Origin of the sequence: Pseudomonas extremaustralis (genome assembly GCF_900102035.1) — a bacterium.
GTDB lineage: Bacteria > Pseudomonadota > Gammaproteobacteria > Pseudomonadales > Pseudomonadaceae > Aquipseudomonas > Aquipseudomonas extremaustralis.
This window is the reverse complement of the sequence record NZ_LT629689.1, coordinates 2,555,450-2,576,651: the sequence shown is the minus strand read 5'-3', so window position 1 is coordinate 2,576,651 and position 21,202 is coordinate 2,555,450. Positions and strand designations below refer to the sequence as shown.

Below are 21,202 nucleotides of genomic sequence, written 5' to 3'. Positions count from 1 at the left end.
CGGCGCCAATCTCGGCGCCGGTCTGTTTTGCGTTCCTCTGTATGAGCGAGCTTGCTCGCGAAAATCGTCAACGATTACGCGGGAAACCTGGATGGCTGCGGCGCCGTTGCGTTTCTTGCGAGCAAGCTCGCTCCTACAGTGTTTGGCGAAAGGATCAGTTGCGCGGCCTTTTCCGCGATCATCAATGTCGGTGAGCAAGTGTTGCCAGAGGTGATGCGCGGCATGATCGACGCGTCGGCGATGCGCAGCCCCGGCACGCCGTGGACCCGTAGTTGGGCGTCGACCACCGCGTCCTTATCGCTGCCCATGCGGCAGGTGCCGACCGGATGGAAGATCGTCGTGCCGATGCGCGCGGCGGCTTCGTGCAGTTGCTCTTCGGTTTGCAGCGCGTCGCCGGGCAGGTATTCCACCGGTTTGAACGGACTCAAGGCCGGCGCAGCGACAATGCGGCGGGTCAGGCGAATCGCATCGGCGGCGACCCGCAAGTCTTGCGGATGGCTGAGGTAATTGGGGCGGATCAGCGGCGCGTCCGCCGGGTTGGCCGAGCGAATATCGATACGTCCCCGGCTTTGCGGGCGCAGGTCGCAGACCGACGCGGTAAACGCCGGGAATGCGTGCAACGGTTCGCCGAAACGCTCCAGGGACAGCGGCTGCACATGGTACTCAAGGTTGGCCGAGGTCTGTTCCGGGCCCGAGCGGGCAAATGCGCCGAGCTGGCTGGGGGCCATCGATAGCGGGCCGCTGCGGTCATACAGGTAGCGCAGGCCCATGCCCATCTTGCCCCACATGCTGCCCGCGATCTGGTTGAGGGTGCGCGCGTTTTCCAGCTTGTAGATCAGCCGCAGTTGCAGGTGGTCCTGCAGGTTGCCGCCGACGCCTGGCAGTTCGTGCCGCACCTCGATACCGAGCGGCTTGAGCACGCTGGACGGGCCGATCCCCGAGCGTTGCAGAATTCCCGGCGAGCCCACGGAGCCGGCGCACAACACGATTTCCTTGCGTGCCTTCCAGCTCACCGCCTGGCCGTGTTGACGCGCGATCACCTGGGAGGCGCGGCCGTTTTCCAGCAGCACACGGTCGACTTCGACGTCGGTCAGCACAGTGAGGTTGGGCCGCTGGCGGATCGGCTTGAGAAACGCCTTGGCCGCGTTCCAGCGCACCCCGGCCTTCTGGTTGACCTGGAAGTAGCCGCAGCCTTCGTTATCGCCCTGGTTGAAGTCGCTGACGTTGGCGATGCCGCTTTGCGCCGCTGCCTCGCGGAACGCATCCAGAATCGGCCACGACAAGCGCTGTTGCTCGACCCGCCATTCGCCGCCGTCGCTGTGGAATTCCGAGCTGCCGGCAAAATGGTTTTCGCTCTGCTTGAACAGCGGCAGGACGTCGTTCCAGGCCCAGCCCGCATTGCCTGCCGCCGCCCAGCCGTCGTAATCCTGGGCCTGGCCGCGCATGTAGATCATGCCGTTGATGGACGAGCAACCGCCGAGCACCTTGCCCCGCGGATAACTCAGCGCACGGCCTTGCAGGCCTTCCTGGGCTTCGGTCTTGAAGCACCAGTCGGTGCGCGGGTTGCCGATGCAGAAGAGGTAACCGACGGGGATATGAATCCAGGGGTAGTTGTCGCGGCCACCGGCTTCGAGCAGCAGTACGCGGTGGGCCGGGTTGGCGGAGAGTCGATTGGCCAGCAGGCAGCCTGCGGGGCCGGCGCCTACTACCACGTAATCGTATTCAGCAGCTGCAATGGGCATCTGAGGTCTCGCTTGTTTTTCTTATTGGCCCCATCCTAGTTGTTAGTTTTCGGCTTAAAAATGTTAGTTTTTGCCCAGCTGCTGTGCGTTTTTAAACAGCGCGGTTCGGGTTCAAGCAATGGAGGTGCTATGTTCGACTGGAATGACCTGCGGTATTTTCTCGAGTTGCAGCGCAGCGGCCGCCTGCTTACCGCCGCGCAGCGCCTGAAAACCACCCACGCCACCGTGGCGCGGCATATCGATGCGATCGAGAAAAGCCTCGGCACCGCGCTGTTTGTGCAGCATGCCCAAGGCTACGAATTGACCCCCGCCGGCGAAGCCCTGCTCAAGCATGCCGAGGCGATGGAAAACGTCGCACTGCTGGCCGAAGACGAGCTCACCCATAGCGCCGCGCCCCTGGGCAAGATCCGCCTCGGCGTGGCCGAAGGCCTGGGGGTGATGTTCCTTGCCAGCCGCATGGGCGGGCTGTTCGAGCGCTATCCCGGATTGGAGGTGGAGTTGGTCGCCGTGCCGCGCTTCGTCAGCATCCTCAACCGCGAAGCGGAAATCAGCATCCACCTCGAGCGCCCCAGTGTCGATCAACTGGTCACGCGCAAACTCACCGACTACCGCCTGGCCCTCTATGCCAGTCGCGCCTATCTGGATCGTCATCCACCGATCGAAAAGCGCGAAGACCTGGCGTCTCACGCCTGGATCGATTACGTCGACGACCTGCTGTTCAGTCAGGAATTGAAGTTCCTCAGCAGTTTCTGCCGCAACCCCAAGGTGGTGTTCCACAGCACCAGCGTCATCGCCCAACACCAGGCAGCGCGTTCCGGGCTGGGGGTCGCGGTGTTGCCGTGCTTCATGGCCGCCGGCGACCCGCAGTTGGTGCCGTTGCTGCCGGCGGAGAATATCCAGCGCAGCTACTGGATCAGTTCGCGCAGGGAGCTGCACAAGTCGGTGCGGTTACGGGTGTTGTGGGATTACGTGGTGGAGTTGTGCGCGCGCGAGCAGCCACTGTTGCTCGGCGAGTCCATCTGAAGAAACCTGATCAAAAATGTGGTGTTGCTTGAACTGAGTCAATCGCGCAAGACGAATTCAGCGCTGCCCAGCCGTTCCCCATTCACCAGCACATGCACCGAGTGTTTGCCGGGGTAGTGCTTGCGCGTGGTCAGTTCACGGATATGTTGTTCGCGGCTGATGCGCTGGTGCTCGCCAGGGCCAAGGGTAAAGGCCTTGAGCTTGAACACTTTGGCCGCGCTGTGGCCGGCGCTTTTGACGTAGTCGATGGCATAGTCCACCACCAGTTTTTGCGCGGTGGCTGAGGTGGATTCCAGGCTGAACGACAGGTTGATGCGCTCGCCCAGCCTGATCACCGCCGGCGTGACGCTCAGGTGGTGCAGGTTCACCTCGGCCTTGGCGCCGGCACCCATGATCGTCAGTGCACGGGTGTTGCCCTGCTTGATCAGGCTGCGCAGGGCATGGCGGGCGATCCAGGCGGTGTGGGGGTTGTCCAGGTTCCAACTTTCGATGAGGCCGAGCACCCAGTCCGGGTGATCCTTGGTGATGTCGTTGAGGTGGTTGGCCACGGACTTGCGCACATACGGGCTGCTGTCGGCCTTGAGGTTGTCGAGGATCGACGCGCACAACTCAGGATTGGCCTGCACGTCGGTCAGGCGAAACGACCACGGCAATCGCGGTCGCGAGCCTTCGCTGGCGAGGCGGCGCACGTGTTCGTTGGCATCCAGCGACCACGCCTGCATGACTGCCAGGGTGCGTTGGAAGTCGTGCAGCAGGAAGTGGCGGATGGCGAACTCGGCCGAGCCAAAGGTGGTGAAGTATTTGAGCGCGTCCATGGAACGCGAGAAGTCGTCGCGCCCGTAACTGGCCACATAGTGCGGCAGGAACAGGCTGACAAACCCGCTGTTGAGGCGCGGGGCGAGGGCGTAAAGCAGCGTGAGCGTTTGCGGATAATCCAGCGGGATCACCGCATGCAGGCTCTCACTGACCCGCGCCATGCGCTGCATCACCGACAACTCGCTCAAACCGGCCTTGGCGTGCTTGAGAAAACCCTTGGCGTCGAACGCCGGGTACACCGCCGTCATCTCGGTGGCGATGTGTTGCAAGCGTTCGACGTTGAAGATTTCTTTGAGGGCCGGGGCGCTTTGGTCGGTCATCGGTGATTCCATCGGGTTAAAGAAACCAGCGGTATTCCCGCGCGTTGATTTCTTGTTGAAACGCCAAGTGATCCTGGCGCTTGTTTTCGCAGTATACGTCGACAAATTCCGCGCCCAGCTTATCGCGCACTACCGCGTGATGTTGCATGGCGCGCACCGCATCGAGCATATCCAGGGGGAAGTCAGCGCCGCTGGTACGGTCGTCGTTGAGCGGGGCGATGGGGTCGCGCTTGGCTTCAAGGCCATGCTCCAGCCCCGCCAGAATCGCGGCCAGCACCAGGTAGGGGTTGGCGTCGGCGCTGGCCAGGCGATGCTCGATACGCAGGTTGCGCGGGTCGGACTCGGGGATGCGCACGCAGGCGTCGCGGTCCTCGAAGCCCCAGCTGGCGCGGGTGGCGGCGTTGACCGTGCCGCCCAGACGGCGGAAGGCGTTGTGGTTGGGCGAGAAGATCGGCATGCAGTGCGGCAGCAACTCCAGGCAGCCGGCCACCGCGTGGCGCAGCGGTTGTTGTTGATGGGCCGCCAGCAGGTTATTGCCCGCGCCGTCATACAGGCTCACATGCACATGCATGCCGCTGCCGGGAAATTGCAGGTAGGGCTTGGCCATGAAGCTGGCGCGGTAGCCGTGCTTGAGTGCCACGCCGCGGGTGCTGCGACAGAACAGGGCGGCCCAGTCGGCGGCGCGCAGGCCGTCGTCGAGATGACCGAAATTGATTTCGAACTGGCCGGGGCCGAGTTCGGCGGTGATCACCGTGATGTCGATGCCCTGGTCCTTGGCGGTCTGCGCCATATCGTCCAGAACGTCACTGAAACGCGACAACCGTTCGATATGCAGGTTGGGTTGGTCGTCGGCGTCACCGCTCAACGGGTCGCGGGCAAACTGCGGCAGGCCGTTGTCGAGTTGCTTGTCGAACAGGTAGAACTCCAGCTCGAACGCTACCACTGGGTGGATGCCCTTGTGGTGCAGGCGTTCGAGTACCTTGGCCAGCACTTCCCGGGGCTCGAATTCGATCGGCGCGTCGGTGCCGTCCGAGGTGATCATCATCTGGCCCAACGGCTGGGACTCCCAGTTCACCGGCTTGAGCGTGCCCGGCACCAGGCGGCGGTTGGCATCCGGGTCGCCGTCGTGGAAGCAGTAATCGCCGATCTTGAACAGACCGCCTTGAACCCCCAGCAGCACGGCGTTCTGGGGCAATTTCAAGGGGCTGCCGGCGGCGACTTTTTCCAGCATCTCGATCGGGTAGCGCTTGCCGTAGAAATGCCCCGGAATGTCCAGGGCGATCAGGTCGACGTAACGCACGTCGGGATGGTTCTGGCGAAAGGTCCGTACTTCGGCCAGCAACGTGGACGGTTGGCTTTTCACGGGAGTTGCTCCTAGTTGTAAACCCACAGTACGCGGGCGGGCAGGTCGGTCAGGTTGGCGTAGCGGCAGTGGGCGAAACTGGCCAGGTGGAAGCTGTCGCCGGGGCCGAGGGTCACCGAGTCGGCCTCGCCCTCCACCCACAGCGTCAGTTCGCCTTCAAGGACAAAACCGGCCTGTTCGGCGCGGTCGCTCATGGTTTGCTCGCCACTGTTGGCGCCGGGCGCCAGCAGGCTGTCGAGCATCGAGAAGGCGCCGTTCATGCTCGGCGAGACGAGAATGTCGGTGATGCCATTGGCGTAATGCACCGTGCGCCGCTCATTGGGACGGGTCACCCAGTCGACCGCCTTGGGCTTGGGCTGGCTGTAGAAGTAGGTGGTGGGCACGTCGAGGGCATGGCTGATGGCCGTCAGATCCGCCACGGTCGGGCGCGACAGGCCGCGCTCCACTTGGGACAGAAAACCCACTGAGCGTTCGATTTTTTGCGCCAGTTGGGCGAGGGTGAGCTTTTTGTGCTTGCGCAGGTCGTGGATCAGGGCCGCGAGGGTGGCGAGTTCTTCTTGTTGGTTCATGAAATTTATATCGAATAATTTCATGAAAAATTACAGGATTAATTTCATGGTGGCAATGGGAAAGATTGGCGGTCGAAGATTTCCTGTGGCGAGGGAGAAAGCTCCCTGGCCACAGGAAAATCTCGGATGAATGATTGCCTGCGCCTGTGGTCGGAGCCTGGGTACGTGCCATTCATTCAAGGAGCACCCATGAAGTCCAAAACCCTAGTCGCCTGCGTTCTGGTCGCCGCCAGCCTGTCCACCGCCAGTGTTGTCGTGCAGGCCGGTGATACCCCCCAGGAAACCGTGAAGCCTTCGAGTATCAACACCCGCGATCTGAAAGAGGGCGACCGTGCGCCGGATATCCTGATGCGCAAGGAGTCAGCCGTCAGTGACTGGAAAAAACGCGGCCTCAAGCAGCCTGAAGCGGACAGCCAATGGTCCCGTGTGGGGGACCGGTTCGTGCTGCTCAAGACCACCAACGGCACCATTCTTGAAATCACCCCGGTCAAGAAGTAACCCGGTTTTTTGCCTGGCTCTTGCGTTAAGGTAACCGGCTCTAAAGGCCGCGTTACCTTGGAAGAATGAGAGCAGGATGCTTGCCACAATAAGAAACTACCCCCGCACCGTGAACCTGTTGCTGTGCGCCACGTTGCTGCTGACGTTGGCCAAGGCCATCACGTTCCCGTACCTGGTGATCTACCTTACCGGCCACTTTGCCCTGGACATTGCCCAGGTTGGCCTGGTGATCGGCAGCTCGTTGATCGTCGGTTCGCTGCTCAGCGTCTACGGTGGCTTCCTCGTCGACCGCGTCAACAGTTATCGGCTGCTACTCGGCTTGAGTGGGCTGTTTGTGCTGGGCTTTATCGGCACGCTGCTTGCGCAGAATATCTGGGCGTTCTACAGCTGCCTGATCCTGATCAACCTGGCCTACGCGGTCATCGATATAGCCGTGAAGGCCGGCTTCGCCAGCCTGTTGCCCGAGCACGCGCGCAGCGAAGTGTTTTCCATCAAGTACACCCTCACCAACATCGGTTATGCCGTGGGCCCGTTCCTGGGGGCGATGGTGGCCAAGCTGGATATCAGCGTGCCGTTCATCCTTTCGGCGCTACTGGGGCTGGGGTTTTTCCTGCTGTACTGGCGTTGGGGCGATCGCACCCTGGCCAGCGTCGACGTCGCGCAAAAGCCGGTGTCGTTCCTGGCCGTCGGCCGCGTGCTGCTGCGTGACCGGCGCCTGGTGTGCTTCACCGTCGGCGGCCTGCTCAGTGCCGTGGTGTTCGGCCAGTTCACCGCCTACCTGTCGCAGTACCTGGTGACCACCACCACCGCCGAATACACCTACACCGTCATCAGTGCCGTGCTCACCACCAACGCGGTGCTGGTGATTGCCTTGCAGTATGTGATTGGCCGACGCATCTCCCACCGTTACCTCAGCCAGTGGCTGATCTTCGGCTTGAGTATGTTCATGTTGGGGGTGATCGGGTTCGCGCTGTCCACCAGCGTGCTGGCGTGGGTGCTGGCGATGGCGGTGTTCACCGTGGGCGAGATTGTCGTGTTTCCGGCCGAGTACATGTTTATCGACCGGATTGCCCCGGACCACCTGCGCGGCATGTATTACGGGGCGCAGAACCTGTCCAATCTGGGCGCCGCCCTGGGGCCGGTGTTGTGCGGGCTGGTGCTGACCAGCCTGCCGGCCCCTGCCATGTTCTACATGCTGGGGGCGTTTATCGTGGGGGGCGGGGTGTTCTATTTCATTGGTTCGTCGTTGAAGACAAGTCATCCAGGGTGAGCTTGCCCATGTTGTTGCTCTGCAGTTCGTAGCGCAGTTCTTCCACCATTTTTTCCACTTCTTGTGGGGTTTGCAGCCGATTGGTGCTGATCCCGGTGACCACCAGGTCCACGCGGCCGGTATCGGCGTCGAAGACCTTGAGGGTCAGCGACGCATCCCGGCACAGGGTGAATTCACACGTCAGCGGCGCCAGGCCTTCTTCGATGCAATTTCGCAGTTGAGAGAGGGTAAACATGAGGGTTCCTTCAGGGTGTCGTTTCGCGATGCCACAGGCTCAAAAAGCCCTGTACTCACCCCTGAAGGTTAAGGATTGCCCTGGTGCGCCATAAGGCGAATTCGCACTAGCCTCACTAGTGCATTTGCACTTTATTTTTTGCGTTTGACCCGCAGTTCGCCGGCAAACAGCCCTCGCTCACGGGCCCAGACGATCGCCGCGCTGCGGCTATGCACCCCCAGCTTGGAATACACCGTGGCCACATGGTTGCGCACGGTGTTGGGCGCCAGCTTCAGGCGCGAGGCGATCTCCTTGTCGGCCAGGCCTTCACAGATCAAGCCGAGCACATCGCGCTCGCGGGCGGTCAGGTCGGTGAAGCTCACATTCGGTCGGTTGAGGCTGTTGGCGCTCTTGGCATTGGCCAGTTTCTCGATCAGGGTCTGGCTGAACCAGGAGGCGTCCTGCATCACTTCCTCGATGGCTGCCACCAGTTCCAGCTCCGAGCGTTTGCGTTCGGTGATGTTCATCATCACCAGCAAGTAGCACGGCTCGTCCTGGAGGGTCACCGTGTCGGCGGAGACTACGCAGTCGATCACCTCGTGGCTTTTCTTGCGCACCTTGAGGTCCTGGCCGTCGAGGTTGCCGGCTTGCTCCAGGGTGGCGAACAACTGGACGGCGGCTTCCTGGCTGTCGATGAAGTCGATGTCTTCGATGGATTTACCGATCAGTTCGTCGCTGGTGTAACCGGTAATCGTCATGAAGGCTTCGTTGATGTCCAGTACCTGCCGGTTGGCGGCGTTGCACACCAGGGTCGGCACCGGCGTCAGGCGGAACGACTTGGCGAAGCGCTCTTCACTCTGGCGCAGGGCGATTTCGGCCTTGCGGCGCGGCTCGAGGTCGGTGAAGGAAAACAGCATGCAGTCTTCCTCGTTCATGTCCAACGGTTGGCCGGCGACGATCACCAGTTTGCTGCCGCCGTCGGGCAGGCGCAGTTCGGCCTGCATCTGGGGGATGGTCGCGCCGTCGGCCAGACGCTGGATGGCCAGGTCCCTGCGCTCGGCCTGTTCCAGCACATCCAGTTCATACACCGAGCGGCCGATGACCTGGTCGCGGTTGTAGCCGGTCATTTCCAGGAAGCCTTGGTTGACCTTGATGTAGCGCAGGTCGCTGAGACGACAGATCACCGCCGGTGCCGGGTTGGCGCTGAAAGTCTTCTCGAAGCGTTGTTCGGCGCTGGCCCATTCGGTGGCGTTGGCGAGGATCAGTACCAGTAATTCCGGCGCACCGCGGGCATCGCTGATCACCAGGCTACGCAAGCGATGCACCCAGGTTTTCTCCGGGTCGGCGGTGGGCGTGACGTCCACCACCACATCGCTGAATTCCTCACCCGCCGCTGCGCGGGCGAGGGGGTAATTTTCCGGCGGCAGGGGATGGTTATTGCGATAGCGCAGGGCGAAGCGCTCGGCGTAAGCCTGGGTATTGGCGCCCAGGGCCGCGACGTCATCCACCCCGTGCATCGTCAGTGCGGCGTCGTTGGCCCAGAGGATCGTCTGGTCGACTTCGGCGAGGATGATCCCATCGGACAGCCCGGAGATGATCTGCTGTAACTGGCGGCGGTTGGTTTCTTTGGCAAGAACATCCTGGGACATGGTTTCTCCGGGGGGTAGGCGCATGGAAGTACGACCACCAGGCTTCAGGATAGTGCAGCGCCATTAGCCCGATGAAAGCGGGTCACCCGTTGGCGGACGTCGCTTGGCTGGGGTACCTGTCAACTTTGACAGTAGGCACGACCGGTCAATGTTCGTAGGCTGGGCTGGCCACCGTGGAATATTGAAAAAGGAGCCTGCAATGACGAAGTCCGAATTTCTCGTTTACCTGGACACGGAAATTTCAGCGTCCCAGGCACGCATCTCAACGAAAAATACCAAGTCCGACAGGGTTGATACGGGCAGGATGGAGTTCTTGACTGTGATTAAAAACATGCTCACCAAGAACGCCACGCCAGAGGACGTGGGGCGACTGGGGGCGTTCAACGATGTTGCGCAGAAACTGGGTGTGCTGGCGAGTTCGAAAACCTTGTTTTCCGGGCTTGAAGGTTGAGTTTGGGGGCATGGGGGGGCGGGGAGCGCTCACCCCAACATGCATCGTGTGCTCAGCGTGGCCAAGCGGGGTGCTGGATGTACCCCAGCGTCTGGTCGTAAAGATCGACGCGCCGATCCCTTTGCAGGTCGTTGAGGTTGTTCCAGATCGGCGCACTGCGCGCGCTGCTGAGATCTATATCCGCGTACAGGATTTCCTGGCGGTCGGTCGAAGCAACCTTGCCAAGGGGCCAGCCGTTGGTCCCCGCGATCAACGAACAGCCGAGGTAGCGCGCATCGCGCTCCTCGCCGATTCGGTTGGCAGCGGCGATGAATACGTTATTGACGTGCGCCGCTGTCATCGTCAGGTACGACGCCATGCATTTTCCCGTGTCGTCGAACACGGGCGCAGGCGTCCAGACCCAGTTGTTCAGGCTGCAAATAATGTCGGCGCCTTGCTGGCTGAGAATGCGCGGGACTTCGGGAAACCAGATGTCCCAGCAGATCAGCATGCCAATACGCCCGATGGGCGTATCGAAGACTGGAAAACCGGTGTTTCCCGGGGTGAACCACAGTTTCTCAAGGTTCCATAGATGAGCCTTGCGGTACTTGCCGATAAAGCCCTGCGGGCCTATCAAAACGGCGGTGTTGAATAACTGCACACCGTCGACTTCGTTAACGCCGGCCGCCAGATAAATCTGGTGCTTGCTGGCAAACTCGATCCATACCTGCACGCTCCTACCGTCCGGAACCGATTCGGCGTGATCAAAGGCATCCCGGCGGTTGGCGAAGTAGTAGCCGCAGTTCGAGAGCTCCGGTAGCACGATCAGATTGGCGCCACTGTTCACGGCCTGCGCGGCCAGTTCCAGGCTCCTTCGCAGGTTGGCGGAACGACGCTGCGTACCCACCTGGGGATCGAATTGCACAACAGAAACACGAACGGGGCTGGTGGCTTGATTCATTGCAAGTGACCTCTTTGAAAATTCAAGCGGGATGGTGGGTCCTGCATAAGAGGTGATGTGATGACGCGCGGTAAATCAGGCGCTTCCACTAATCTTGTCAGTTGGCTCCTGCCTATCGAATACGTTCATTGGGATCGTTCTTCAGGTTGCAAATCCCACGCGATTCTGGGAAAACCCCACCCTTTGCGCCTCCAACGAGACTTCCCATGAGCAACGACACACTCCAGATCACTGACGTGCGCATTGGCACCGGCAAAGCCGTGGTCAAAGGTGCGCTGATCACCACCCAATACACCGGCACCCTGGAAGACGGCACGGTGTTCGATTCGTCCTGGGAGCGGGGGAAGCCGTTCCAGTGCGTGATCGGCACCGGGCGGGTGATCAAGGGCTGGGACCAGGGCTTGATGGGCATGCAGGTAGGCGGCGTGCGCACGTTGTTCGTGCCGGCGCACCTGGCCTATGGCGAGCGGTCGATGGGCGCGCATATCACCCCCAACAGCAATCTGCGCTTTGAAATCGAGTTGTTGGAAGTGCTGACACGGGACGATTGAGGCCGACCTGGCATCGGTTGCGCGGGACCGCTCGGAAATGCCTTCCTGAACCCACCCTGAAGAATCTTCTTATTCGTCCTGCGGATACTTTCCTACGGTTTACTCTCCTGAAATCGGGGCGTAAGCTTCGCGCGTTTTCATCAATAGCGGAGACCCTCAGTGGGTACTTGTTCGAGTGACAGTCGTCGGCCGGTTTCGGTAACCGGCACAGACTTGGCAAGGTAACGCGCATTCTTTCGATGCCGTTGTCTCGCCACAAAAGCGAGAAGCGGCATCCCGGCAGCGGCCAGTCCTGGCACCTGCCCGATCCCCTCTCATCGACGCTGACCAGCACCTGACTCACCTCGGGATGCTACGGACGCGCCTGCCTTTCACGGCCGGCGAGCCAATCTGACTGTGCCCATGAACCGGGTGCGGTGCAGACGGACGTACCTGCACGACGGTTTCCCCGCGCAGGAGTAACACCATGAACCTCACTCTGTTGAAAGAGTTCTTCGCCGGTTTCCTGCGGACCCGGCATATCGCCCGGCACTTCCGCCGCCTGGCGATGCTTGAAACCATGACCGACGCCAGCGTCAGCCGCGAAGTCCCACCCACCCTGGCGCAAACCCTGGTGGTCGCGGCCAACAGCAGTGCCGTGCAATTGCTCGGTACGCTGGGCAGTCACTGCGAAGGCTTGAACACCCAGGAAGCCGATGCCCTGCGCGTGCAATACGGCCTCAATGAAGTCGAGCACGAGCAGCCGCTGCCGTGGTGGGTGCACTTGTGGCACTGCTACAAGAACCCGTTCAACCTGCTGCTGACTTTGCTGGCGGTGATCTCCTGGCTGACCGACGACATGAAGGCCGCCACGGTGATTTTCTCCATGGTGGTGCTCTCGACGCTGCTGCGTTTCTGGCAGGAGGCCAAGTCGAACAAGGCCGCCGATGCGCTGAAAGCCATGGTCAGCAACACCGCCACGGTGCTGCGCCGTGACGAGGGCAAGCGCATCGAACTGCCGATCAAGCAACTGGTGCCGGGCGATCTGATCGTGCTGTCGGCCGGCGACATGATTCCCGCCGACTGCCGTGTGCTCAGCGCCAAGGACCTGTTTGTGAGCCAGGCGGCGATGACCGGCGAATCGATGCCGGTGGAGAAGTTCGCCCATCAACGGGACGCCAAGACGCGCAACCCGCTGGACCTGGAAAACATCCTGTTCATGGGCACCAACGTGGTCTCCGGCGCGGCGACCGCAGTGATTTTGACCACCGGCAACAGCACCTATTTTGGGGCGCTGGCCCAACGCGTGACCGCCACCGACCGCGCGACCACCTCGTTCCAGCATGGCGTCAATAAAGTCAGCTGGCTGTTGATCCGCTTCATGTTCGTGATGGCGCCGCTGGTGCTGTTCATCAACGGGTTCACCAAGGGCGACTGGACCGAAGCGCTGCTGTTCGCGCTGTCGATTGCAGTGGGCCTGACCCCGGAAATGCTGCCGATGATCGTCACCTCGACGTTGGCCAAGGGCGCAGTGTTCCTGTCGCGCAAGAAGGTCATCGTCAAGCGCCTGGACGCGATCCAGAACTTCGGCGCCATGGACGTGCTGTGCACCGACAAGACCGGCACCCTGACCCAGGACAAGATCTTCCTGGCGCGCCATGTGGACGTGTGGGGCGAAGAGTCCGACGACGTGCTGGAAATGGCCTACCTCAACAGTTACTACCAGACCGGCCTGAAAAACCTGCTGGATGTGGCGGTGCTGGAGCATGTGGAGGTCCATCGCGACCTGAAAGTCGCCACCGCGTTCCAGAAGGTCGATGAGATCCCGTTCGACTTCAACCGGCGCCGTATGTCGGTGGTGGTGGCCGAGGAGGGTCAGCCGCACCTGTTGATCTGCAAGGGCGCGGTGGAAGAGATTCTGTCGGTGTGCAACCGGGTGCGTCACGGCGACACCAATGAAGCGCTGACCGATGAGTTGCTGGCGCGCATCCGCCAAGTGACCGCGGCATTCAACGAAGAAGGCTTGCGGGTGGTCGCGGTCGCCGCGCAGCCGATGCCCGCAGGCCGCGATACCTACAGCCTGGCGGACGAAAACGACCTGACGCTGATCGGTTACGTGGCTTTCCTCGATCCGCCCAAGGAAAGCACTGCGCCGGCCCTCAAGGCCCTCAAGGCCCACGGTGTGTCGGTCAAAGTGCTGACCGGCGATAACGAGCTGGTCACCGCCAAGATCTGCCGCGAAGTGGGTCTGGAGCAGCAAGGCCTGCTGATGGGCAATGACATCGAGGACATGACCGATGCCGAGCTGGCCAAGGCCGTGGAAACCACCAACGTGTTCGCCAGGCTGACGCCGAGCCACAAGGAACGCATCGTGCGTCTGCTCAAGGGCAACGGGCATGTGGTGGGTTTCATGGGCGACGGCATCAATGACGCACCGGCGCTGCGCACGGCCGATATCGGGATATCGGTGGACAGCGCGGTGGATATCGCCAAGGAAGCGGCTGACATCATCCTGTTGGAAAAGAGCCTGATGATCCTGGAAGAAGGCGTGCTTGAAGGCCGGCGCACCTTCGCCAATATGCTCAAGTACATCAAGATGACCGCCAGCTCCAACTTCGGCAACGTGTTCTCGGTGCTGGTGGCCAGTGCGTTCATTCCGTTCCTGCCGATGCTGCCTATGCACCTGCTGGTGCAAAACCTGCTGTACGACATTTCCCAGATCGCGATTCCATTCGATCACGTCGATGAAGAAATGCTCGCCAAGCCACAACGCTGGCAGCCGGGGGATGTGGGGCGGTTCATGGTGTTTTTCGGGCCGATCAGCTCGATCTTTGACATCACCACGTTCGCACTCATGTGGTACGTATTCGATGCCAACACCCCAGACCACCAGACGCTGTTCCAATCCGGCTGGTTCGTGGTGGGGCTGCTGACCCAGACGCTGATCGTGCACATGATCCGCACTCCGAAAATCCCGTTCCTGCAAAGCCGTGCGGCGATGCCGTTGATGGTGATGACGGGGGTGATCATGGCGGTGGGGATTTTCCTGCCGATGGGACCGTTGGCGCACTACTTCAAACTGCAGGCGTTGCCGTCGCTGTACTTTGTGTTCCTGCCGGTGATCCTGTTGGGCTACATGGGGCTGACCCAAGCGGTGAAGGGCTACTACATCCGCAAGTTCGGCTGGCAGTAACCCAAGCCGCCCGGTAGGCGCGAGCTTGCTCGCGAAAAACGTTAACGATTACGCGTGCACACAGTGTGCACGCAACGCTCTCTGGTTTTTCGCAAGCAAGAGCGAGGCGTTCACCCTCGTGCCTACCTGGCATGGAGACGTTTTATGCAAGCACTCAACACCATCAACCTCAGCTCCCTGATCGATGCCCTGGTCGCGCGACTCTCCTCCTCGACCCTGGTGGTGCAGGCCTTTTGGAGCCCGAGTACCACCGACTGACACCCTTGCTCTACGCCCTGGCCAACCCCTGGATTGGCTATGCTTTGGTGAGGAAAAGTCCTACATGTAGTCAGGACTATCCCTTCAATTGCCACATCACTTCATTGCTAAGGTTGCGCCTTTGCGGCTGGCCGGCAGCAAAAGTTGCAGCTTCACGTGTTGGTGGTGTTTTCAATCGAAGGGACCGGGCAACGCCTGGCCAGCGCCCTGGAGGTGTGCGGTGCCGCTCGTCGGAACTGTCATTTCTCACAGGTACCTGGGTCCCGCTTGATGTGTCAGGGTACTTTGTCCTCCCAGGGGTCTTTTATGAGCAAAGCGTTAATAGTGGATGATCATCCGTTTATCCGCGCCACAGTGCGGTATCTGTTGAGGAAGGAAGGTTTCAAGCACATCGAAGAAGCCGGAAACGGAGCGGATGCGGTGCAGAAAGCCAGAGAGGGGCGTCCGGACCTGGTGATTCTCGACCTGGCGATGCCCAAGCTCGGAGGGCTGGAGGTGATCGCCCGGATCAAGGCGCTCGGCTTGCCGTGCAAGATCCTCGTGCTGACGTCCTACCTCGCGGTGTTTTTTTCCACCCGCTGCATGCGTGCCGGCGCCATGGGGTTTGTGGCCAAGACCGGCGAGCTGGACGAACTGCAAAAGGCGATCAAGGCGGTGATGTCCAACTACAGTTGCTTCCCCAGCCTGCCGACCAGTTCGGTGCGCCGCGACGATTTGCAATCCAGCGAGATTGAGTTGGTCGAAGCGCTGTCGGACCGCGAGTTGACGGTATTGCAGAAACTGGCCCTGGGGCTGGGCAACAAGGAAATCGCCGAGGATATGTTGTTGAGCCACAAGACCATCAGCACCTACAAGACGCGACTCAAGGAGAAGCTGCACATGTCTTCGGTGGTGCACCTGTCCAAGTTTGCGCAGCGCAACCATCTGATCTGAAATGAACCCCTGCCGGCTGATCACCTTCGCGGCCATTGTGCTGATGGGGCTGTTGCCCTCGGCAGTGATGGCCCTGGACGAACCGCATACCCTGCGACTGCTGGGGCACTCAACCCTCGACCACGTTGCCGTAAGGCTGGATGAGGCCGATTGGGGCTGGCTGCGTGAGCACCGCACGTTGTCGCTGGGGGTGTCGGCGCCCGATTACGCGCCTTTCGACCTGAGCAATAACAAGGACGAGCTTGAAGGTATTACTGCCGATTACGCGGCGCTGATCGCCCAGTTGCTGAATATTGCCATCGAGGTGCGGCGCTATGACACCCGCGATGAGGTGATCGAAGCCCTCAAGAGCGGCGCGGTGGATTTTGTCGGCTCGGCCAACGGGTATGAGGCAGCCGACCCGCAATTGGTGTTGTCGCGCTCCTACGCCAACGATCAACCCACCTTGGTGACGCGCGCCGGTGACAGCCACGCGCTGAGTGCCGACCTGGCGGGCAAGCGCGTGGCGATGCTCTACCACTATATGCAGCCAGATGCCGTCCAGGCGTTTTACCCCGACGCGCATTTGCTGTTGTTCGGCTCGACCTTCGAAGCGATCGGTGCCGTGGCGTTCGGCCAGGCGGATGTGTACTTGGGCGACGCCATCAGCGCCCGCTACCTGATCAACAAAAACCACCTCAATAACGTGCGCATGGCGGACTTTTCCGCCCTGGAGGTCAACCCGTTCGGGTTCGCCTTCGTCAAGGACAACGTGCGCCTGCTGAACATCATCAATGCCGCGCTGGCCGCCGTGCCGGTCAACCAGCAGATGGAAATCCTGCGCCGTTGGAGTGCCGGCGGCAGCGGCTTCCTGGAGGCCGATCGGTTGCGCCTGAGTGACAGCGAGCAGCGCTGGCTGGAGAAGCATCCGCGGGTGAAAGTGGCGGCGGTCGACAAATTCGTGCCGTTGTCGTTTTCCAACGAGCAGGGGCAATTCGAAGGGTTGAGTGCCGAGGTGCTGTCGCGGATCAGCCTGCGCACGGGCCTCAGGTTCGATGTGGAGCAGGGCAGTTCGCTGCCGCGCCAAATCGACGAAGTCAGTAGCGGGCGCGTGGATATGCTCGCGTCAGTGATTCCGAGCATCGAGCGTTCCGAGAAGATCCGCTTTACCCGGCCTTACCTGTCAAACCCCTATGTGTTGGTAGTGGCCGCCGACAACGACCGGCTGATCACCCTGGAAGACATGCCCGGTAAGCGCCTGGCGCTCATCAACGGCAACAATCTCATCATGGAAATAATCCGGGATTTTCCTGGCATCGGGTTTGTCGATGTCGAAAACCCCGAGCAAGCCTTGGACCTGGTGGCCAAGGGCAGTGTCGATGCGACCGTGGTTCCGCTGATCAGCGCGCGCTACATGATCGCGCGCCATTACCGTGGGCGCCTGCGCATCACCAGCACCGTCGGCAGGGAACCTGCGCGCATTACCTTTGGTGTCAACCGCAGCCAGCTGGAGTTGTATTCGATCCTCGACAAGGCGTTGTTGAGCATCTCCCCCGAAGAGATGGACGAGCTGACCAACCATTGGCGCAGCGAGATCATCATCGAAGACAGCTACTGGGCGCGGCATCGCAATGTGATTATCCAGGGCTTCGGCCTGGCCGCGCTGCTGCTGCTGGTCACCCTTGGCTGGGTGTTCTACCTGCGCAATCTGATTCGCAAGCGGGCCCAGGCCGAGCGGGCGTTGAGCGACCAGATGCGGTTCATGAGCGTATTGATCGATGGTACGCCGCACCCGATCTACGTACGCGATCGCCAAGGCCGGTTGATGGCCTGCAATAACGCCTACCTCGATGTATTCGGCTTCAAGCTGGAAGACGTGATCGGCAAGACCGTGGTGGAAACCGACACCGGCAACCCGCCCCAGGCCCAATCGTTCCATGCCGATTACTTGCGCTTGATGGAGCAGGGTGAGCCGCAGATCCACGACCGCGTGCTCAAGGTGCCGGGCGGCGGTGTAATGACCATTTACCAGTGGATGCTGCCGTACCGCGATAGCAACGGCAACGTTGTGGGCATGATTGCCGGCTGGGTGGATGTCAGCGAGCGCCAGCGCTTGTTGGGTCAGTTGCAGGAGGCCAAGGAAGAAGCCGACGCCGCCAACCGCGCCAAGACAACCTTCCTGGCGACCATGAGCCACGAGATACGCACGCCCATGAATGCGGTGATCGGCATGATCGAGCTGGCCTTGAAAAACGCCGAGCAGGGCCAGGTCGACCGCGATGCGCTGGAGGTGGCGTCGGTAGCCTCGCGAAGCATGCTGGAGTTGATCGGCGATATTCTCGACATTGCGCGGATCGAATCCGGGCACCTGTCCCTCAGCCTGGAGCCGGCCAACCTTTACGAATTACTGGCCTCGGTGGGGCGGGTATTCGAGGGGCTGGCGCGGGACAAGGGCCTGGCCCTACAGGTGGAACTCGACCCGCTGATCGACCGGGTGGTATTGATCGATCCTCTGCGTTTCAAGCAGGTGGTCTCCAATCTGCTGGGCAACGCAATCAAATTCACCGCCACCGGCCAGGTTCGCCTGGGTGCCGAAGGGGCATTGGCCGACGATCAGTTGAGCCTGCGCCTGTGGGTGGAGGACACGGGCATTGGTATCAGTGCCGACGATCAACTGCGCCTATTCAACCCGTTCATTCAGGGCAGCAATAACGAGCAATCGGCGCGCAGCGGTTCGGGCCTGGGGTTGGTGATCAGCCGCAACCTGTGCGAAATGATGGGCGGGCGTTTGCACTTGAGCAGTGTGCTGGGCAAAGGCACGCGGGTGGATGTGACGTTGACCCTGGCGACCAGCACCGCGATGCCGGTCACCTCGGCGGTCCCGCACATTCCACCGGCCAGGGCGTTAAATATCCTGGTGGTGGACGACTACCCGGCCAACCGCCTGCTGCTGGCTCGACAACTGGGGTTCCTGGGGCATCGCATTACCACGGCCGAGGACGGTGCCCAAGGGTTTGCACTGTGGCAGGCGGGGCATTTCGACGGCGTGATCACCGACTGCAATATGCCCCTCAAGGACGGCTACACGCTGGCCCGTGATATTCGTGCACAAGAGCGCCTGCATGGGCTCACGCCGTGCCTGTTGCTCGGCTTCACCGCCAACGCCCAGCCCCAGGAGACCGAACGCTGCCGACAAGCCGGCATGGATGGTTGCCTGTTCAAGCCGACCGGGCTCGATGACCTGCGTGCGGCCTTGGCGCCGCGCACGGCCAACCGTCTGGCGGATGATGCCGAACCGGCGTTCGATGTGAGTTCGCTGATCGCGTTGACGGAGGGCGACAAGGCCGCCCTCAACGAGTTGTTGCTGCCATTGCTCAGCAGCTTGAAAGAAGACCGCGCGGTGTTGAGGGCTCAGCAGGGCCAAGTGGATTTCGCCGCTCTGCATGACTTGGCCCATCGCGTCAAAGGTGGCGCACGCATGGTCAAGGCCACGACGCTGATTACCTGCAGTGAAACCTTGGAGGGCGTTTGCGAACGGCGCGACAGTGCCGCAGTAGGTGCGGCGGTGGAAGCGTTGGGGGCGGCCATCGACCATTTGCATCAAAGCCTGGAGCGCTATTGCCGTCAGGCTTGATTGCGGCAGGTAGCCGTTCGGTGGGTTTAGGAGAACTCCTACGCGAAGGGGGAACTTTCCTGATTTAGTCGTCGGAATATGTCTGGAGAATGGGCGGCGCTCACTGACGAGCGTTGCCTGCCCAGGGGTTTGCCATGCCAAACAAAGCACTGACCATCCTGATTGCCGATGAACAGCACCTGCAACGGTTGTACATCGAAAAAATGCTCAATCGGTTGGGGTACCACCGGATCGTGCCGGTGCAGACTTTCGAAGAGGTCCAGATACTCACGGCCATCCCGGCCGAACCCTTCGATGTGCTGATCATCAATGCGGGGCTGACGGCTCATCACTGCGGATCGCAACCTCGGGTGCGTCATGTACTGGTCTACGACCACCTGGACCTGGGCGCGCCGGTCGGTGCAACGTCGACGGTGCTGGTACGGCTGCCCGGTGTGCCGGACAACGTCAACCTCGAACACTTCATGGACATCATCGACCCACCCGAGGCCGCTACCGGCCTACGGGTGCTGCCGTGGCTGCGCGAGTTATCGCGCACACCGGTGGCCGGGTTCTAGTCCCGCGTCGGCGCGCCTGGATCGGTCAGGCCTGAGCGCGCAGACGCTCGGCGGCACTGCGTAGCAGCTGCTCGGTGCCGTTCCAGCCCAGGCAGCCGTCGGTCACCGACACGCCATATTTCATCGACGCGCTCAACGGCTGGCAACCGTCAAACAGGTGGCTTTCAAGCATCATGCCGATCAGCGACGTGTCGCCCTGCAAGCGCTGCTCCAGCACATCACTGAATACCGCCGGTTGGCGCAATGGGTCTTTGCCGCTGTTGGCGTGGCTGCAATCGACCATGATGCGCGCCGCCACCTTGGACTTGGCCAGGTCGTGTTTCACCTGCGCCACGCTCTGCGCATCGTAGTTCGGCCCGCGATGACCGCCGCGCAGCACCAGGTGCGTGTCCGGGTTGCCTGGCGTCTGGATGATCGCCGGGTGGCCCTGGGTGTCGACGCCGAAGTGGCGGTGCGGGTGGGAAGCCGAGCGCATCGCGTCACAGGCAATCGCGACACCGCCGTCGGTACCGTTCTTGAAGCCGACGGGCATGCCCAGGCCGCTGGCCATTTCGCGGTGGATCTGTGATTCGGTGGTCCGCGCACCAATCGCCACCCAACTGAGCAGGTCATCGAAGTAGCCGGCGGCCATGGGCTGCAGCAACTCGGTGGCGACCGGCAGGCCCAGGCGCAGCATTTCGCGCATCAGTTCGCGCGAGAGCGTCAGGCCGGCGGCCATGTCATCGCTGCCGTCCAGGTGCGGGTCGTAGGCCAGGCCTTTCCAGCCGATGGTGGTGCGCGGTTTTTCGACGTAGGCGCGGATCACCAGCAACATCTGGTCGCTGACGTCCAGGGCCAGCTTTTTCAGGCTGCGCGCGTATTCCATGGCCGATTCGGGGTCGTGGATCGAGCATGGGCCGACAATCACCAGCAAGCGTGAGTCCTGGCCATTGAGGATGGCACGCACGGCTTGGCGATGGGCGTGGACTTGTTCGTTGAGGAATGGGCTGAGGGGCAACTGCTGCTTGAGCTCAAGGGCGCTGGGCAGGCGCTGGGTCAAGGCTTCATTGGCGCAGGCCAGGGTGGAAACGGGCAGAGCGGCGACGGAGGAGTTCATATTCAAGGCTTCCTGGGCAGCGGCGGGTTATTCCCGCGCGCTTGGCCCTACTGGGGTGTTCGACAATTGGCCGTAGTGGCGACGTGTGTTGGCTTGCCACCGATGGGTGACCGATCGGAGGCGGCAGGCTGTCCCGAGCGGAGCTTGCTAAATCGCCATGCAGTGCA

At 61.4% G+C, this 21,202-nt stretch carries 17 protein-coding genes and 1 pseudogene; 10 read left to right on the top strand and 8 right to left on the bottom strand.

Annotation, left to right across the window (positions count from 1 at the left end; all coding sequences use genetic code 11):
* Positions 1-74: 74 nt before the first annotated feature.
* A complete protein-coding gene (locus BLR63_RS11690) occupies positions 75-1,742 on the bottom strand; it encodes a GMC family oxidoreductase (RefSeq protein WP_010566037.1) in 1,668 nt (555 codons plus the stop codon).
* Positions 1,743-1,871: 129 nt separating this feature from the next.
* Here BLR63_RS11690 and BLR63_RS11685 point away from each other — a divergent pair, with 129 nt between their 5' ends.
* Positions 1,872-2,765 carry a LysR family transcriptional regulator gene (locus BLR63_RS11685; RefSeq protein WP_010566036.1) on the top strand — a complete coding sequence of 298 codons (894 nt, stop codon included), beginning with the start codon at positions 1,872-1,874 and terminating at the stop codon, positions 2,763-2,765.
* Positions 2,766-2,803: 38 nt separating this feature from the next.
* On the opposite strand, the gene BLR63_RS11680 is transcribed toward BLR63_RS11685, so the two are convergent.
* Genes BLR63_RS11680 through BLR63_RS11670 form a run of 3 tightly spaced genes read right to left on the bottom strand, consistent with a single transcriptional unit; the run spans position 2,804 to position 5,833 of the window.
* A complete protein-coding gene (locus tag BLR63_RS11680) occupies positions 2,804-3,901 on the bottom strand; it encodes a DNA alkylation repair protein (RefSeq protein ID WP_010566035.1) in 1,098 nt (365 codons plus the stop codon).
* A gap of 16 nt (positions 3,902-3,917) precedes the next feature.
* Positions 3,918-5,264: a glutamine synthetase family protein gene (locus BLR63_RS11675; RefSeq protein WP_010566034.1), complete on the bottom strand. Its 1,347-nt coding sequence runs from the start codon at positions 5,262-5,264 to the stop codon at positions 3,918-3,920.
* A gap of 11 nt (positions 5,265-5,275) precedes the next feature.
* Positions 5,276-5,833 (bottom strand): helix-turn-helix domain-containing protein, encoded by a 558-nt coding sequence (locus BLR63_RS11670; protein ID WP_010566033.1) that lies wholly within the window; start codon positions 5,831-5,833, stop codon positions 5,276-5,278.
* 189 nt (positions 5,834-6,022) lie between these two features.
* On the opposite strand from BLR63_RS11670, the gene BLR63_RS11665 reads away from it, so the two are divergent.
* Positions 6,023-6,331, top strand: a complete 309-nt coding sequence (locus BLR63_RS11665; RefSeq protein ID WP_010566032.1) for an RcnB family protein — start codon at positions 6,023-6,025, stop codon at positions 6,329-6,331.
* Between the two features lie 76 nt (positions 6,332-6,407).
* The gene (locus tag BLR63_RS11660) at positions 6,408-7,601 is read left to right on the top strand and encodes an MFS transporter (RefSeq protein WP_083365950.1); all 1,194 of its coding nucleotides are present in this window, start codon (positions 6,408-6,410) and stop codon (positions 7,599-7,601) included.
* On the opposite strand, the gene BLR63_RS11655 is transcribed toward BLR63_RS11660, so the two are convergent.
* Together BLR63_RS11655 and BLR63_RS11650 are read right to left on the bottom strand one after the other, a co-directional pair.
* Positions 7,564-7,836, bottom strand: a complete 273-nt coding sequence (locus BLR63_RS11655; protein ID WP_010566030.1) for a DUF1652 domain-containing protein — start codon at positions 7,834-7,836, stop codon at positions 7,564-7,566. The two genes, BLR63_RS11660 and BLR63_RS11655, sit on opposite strands and share 38 nt — an antisense overlap.
* Positions 7,837-7,967: 131 nt before the next feature.
* Complete coding sequence (locus tag BLR63_RS11650) at positions 7,968-9,464, bottom strand: helix-turn-helix transcriptional regulator (protein ID WP_010566029.1); 1,497 nt, start codon at positions 9,462-9,464, stop codon at positions 7,968-7,970.
* A gap of 199 nt (positions 9,465-9,663) precedes the next feature.
* Between BLR63_RS11650 and BLR63_RS11645 the strand changes: the two genes are divergently transcribed.
* Positions 9,664-9,915 (top strand): hypothetical protein, encoded by a 252-nt coding sequence (locus BLR63_RS11645; protein WP_010566028.1) that lies wholly within the window; start codon positions 9,664-9,666, stop codon positions 9,913-9,915.
* A 52-nt stretch (positions 9,916-9,967) separates the two neighbouring features.
* Here the strand turns inward: BLR63_RS11645 and BLR63_RS11640 are convergent, their stop codons facing one another.
* Positions 9,968-10,855 (bottom strand): nitrilase family protein, encoded by an 888-nt coding sequence (locus BLR63_RS11640; protein WP_010566027.1) that lies wholly within the window; start codon positions 10,853-10,855, stop codon positions 9,968-9,970.
* A gap of 206 nt (positions 10,856-11,061) precedes the next feature.
* Between BLR63_RS11640 and BLR63_RS11635 the strand changes: the two genes are divergently transcribed.
* The 6 genes and pseudogenes from BLR63_RS11635 (at position 11,062) to BLR63_RS11615 (ending at position 19,939) form a co-directional block, all read left to right on the top strand.
* Positions 11,062-11,406 (top strand): FKBP-type peptidyl-prolyl cis-trans isomerase, encoded by a 345-nt coding sequence (locus BLR63_RS11635; protein ID WP_010566026.1) that lies wholly within the window; start codon positions 11,062-11,064, stop codon positions 11,404-11,406.
* Between the two features lie 466 nt (positions 11,407-11,872).
* Positions 11,873-14,578, top strand: coding sequence for a magnesium-translocating P-type ATPase (mgtA, locus tag BLR63_RS11630; protein WP_010566025.1), 2,706 nt, complete (start codon positions 11,873-11,875; stop codon positions 14,576-14,578).
* A gap of 180 nt (positions 14,579-14,758) precedes the next feature.
* A pseudogene (locus tag BLR63_RS31180) lies at positions 14,759-14,836 on the top strand (MgtC/SapB family protein); the annotation flags it as partial.
* A gap of 306 nt (positions 14,837-15,142) precedes the next feature.
* On the top strand, positions 15,143-15,769 hold the full coding sequence (locus BLR63_RS11625; protein WP_010566023.1) for a response regulator transcription factor: 627 nt from the start codon (positions 15,143-15,145) through the stop codon (positions 15,767-15,769).
* Position 15,770: 1 nt separating this feature from the next.
* The gene (locus tag BLR63_RS11620; RefSeq protein ID WP_010566022.1) at positions 15,771-19,382 is read left to right on the top strand and encodes a transporter substrate-binding domain-containing protein; all 3,612 of its coding nucleotides are present in this window, start codon (positions 15,771-15,773) and stop codon (positions 19,380-19,382) included.
* A gap of 134 nt (positions 19,383-19,516) precedes the next feature.
* Positions 19,517-19,939: an ANTAR domain-containing protein gene (locus BLR63_RS11615; RefSeq protein ID WP_010566021.1), complete on the top strand. Its 423-nt coding sequence runs from the start codon at positions 19,517-19,519 to the stop codon at positions 19,937-19,939.
* Positions 19,940-19,964: 25 nt separating this feature from the next.
* On the opposite strand, the gene BLR63_RS11610 is transcribed toward BLR63_RS11615, so the two are convergent.
* On the bottom strand, positions 19,965-21,035 hold the full coding sequence (locus BLR63_RS11610; protein ID WP_010566020.1) for a 3-deoxy-7-phosphoheptulonate synthase: 1,071 nt from the start codon (positions 21,033-21,035) through the stop codon (positions 19,965-19,967).
* Positions 21,036-21,202: the final 167 nt, after the last annotated feature.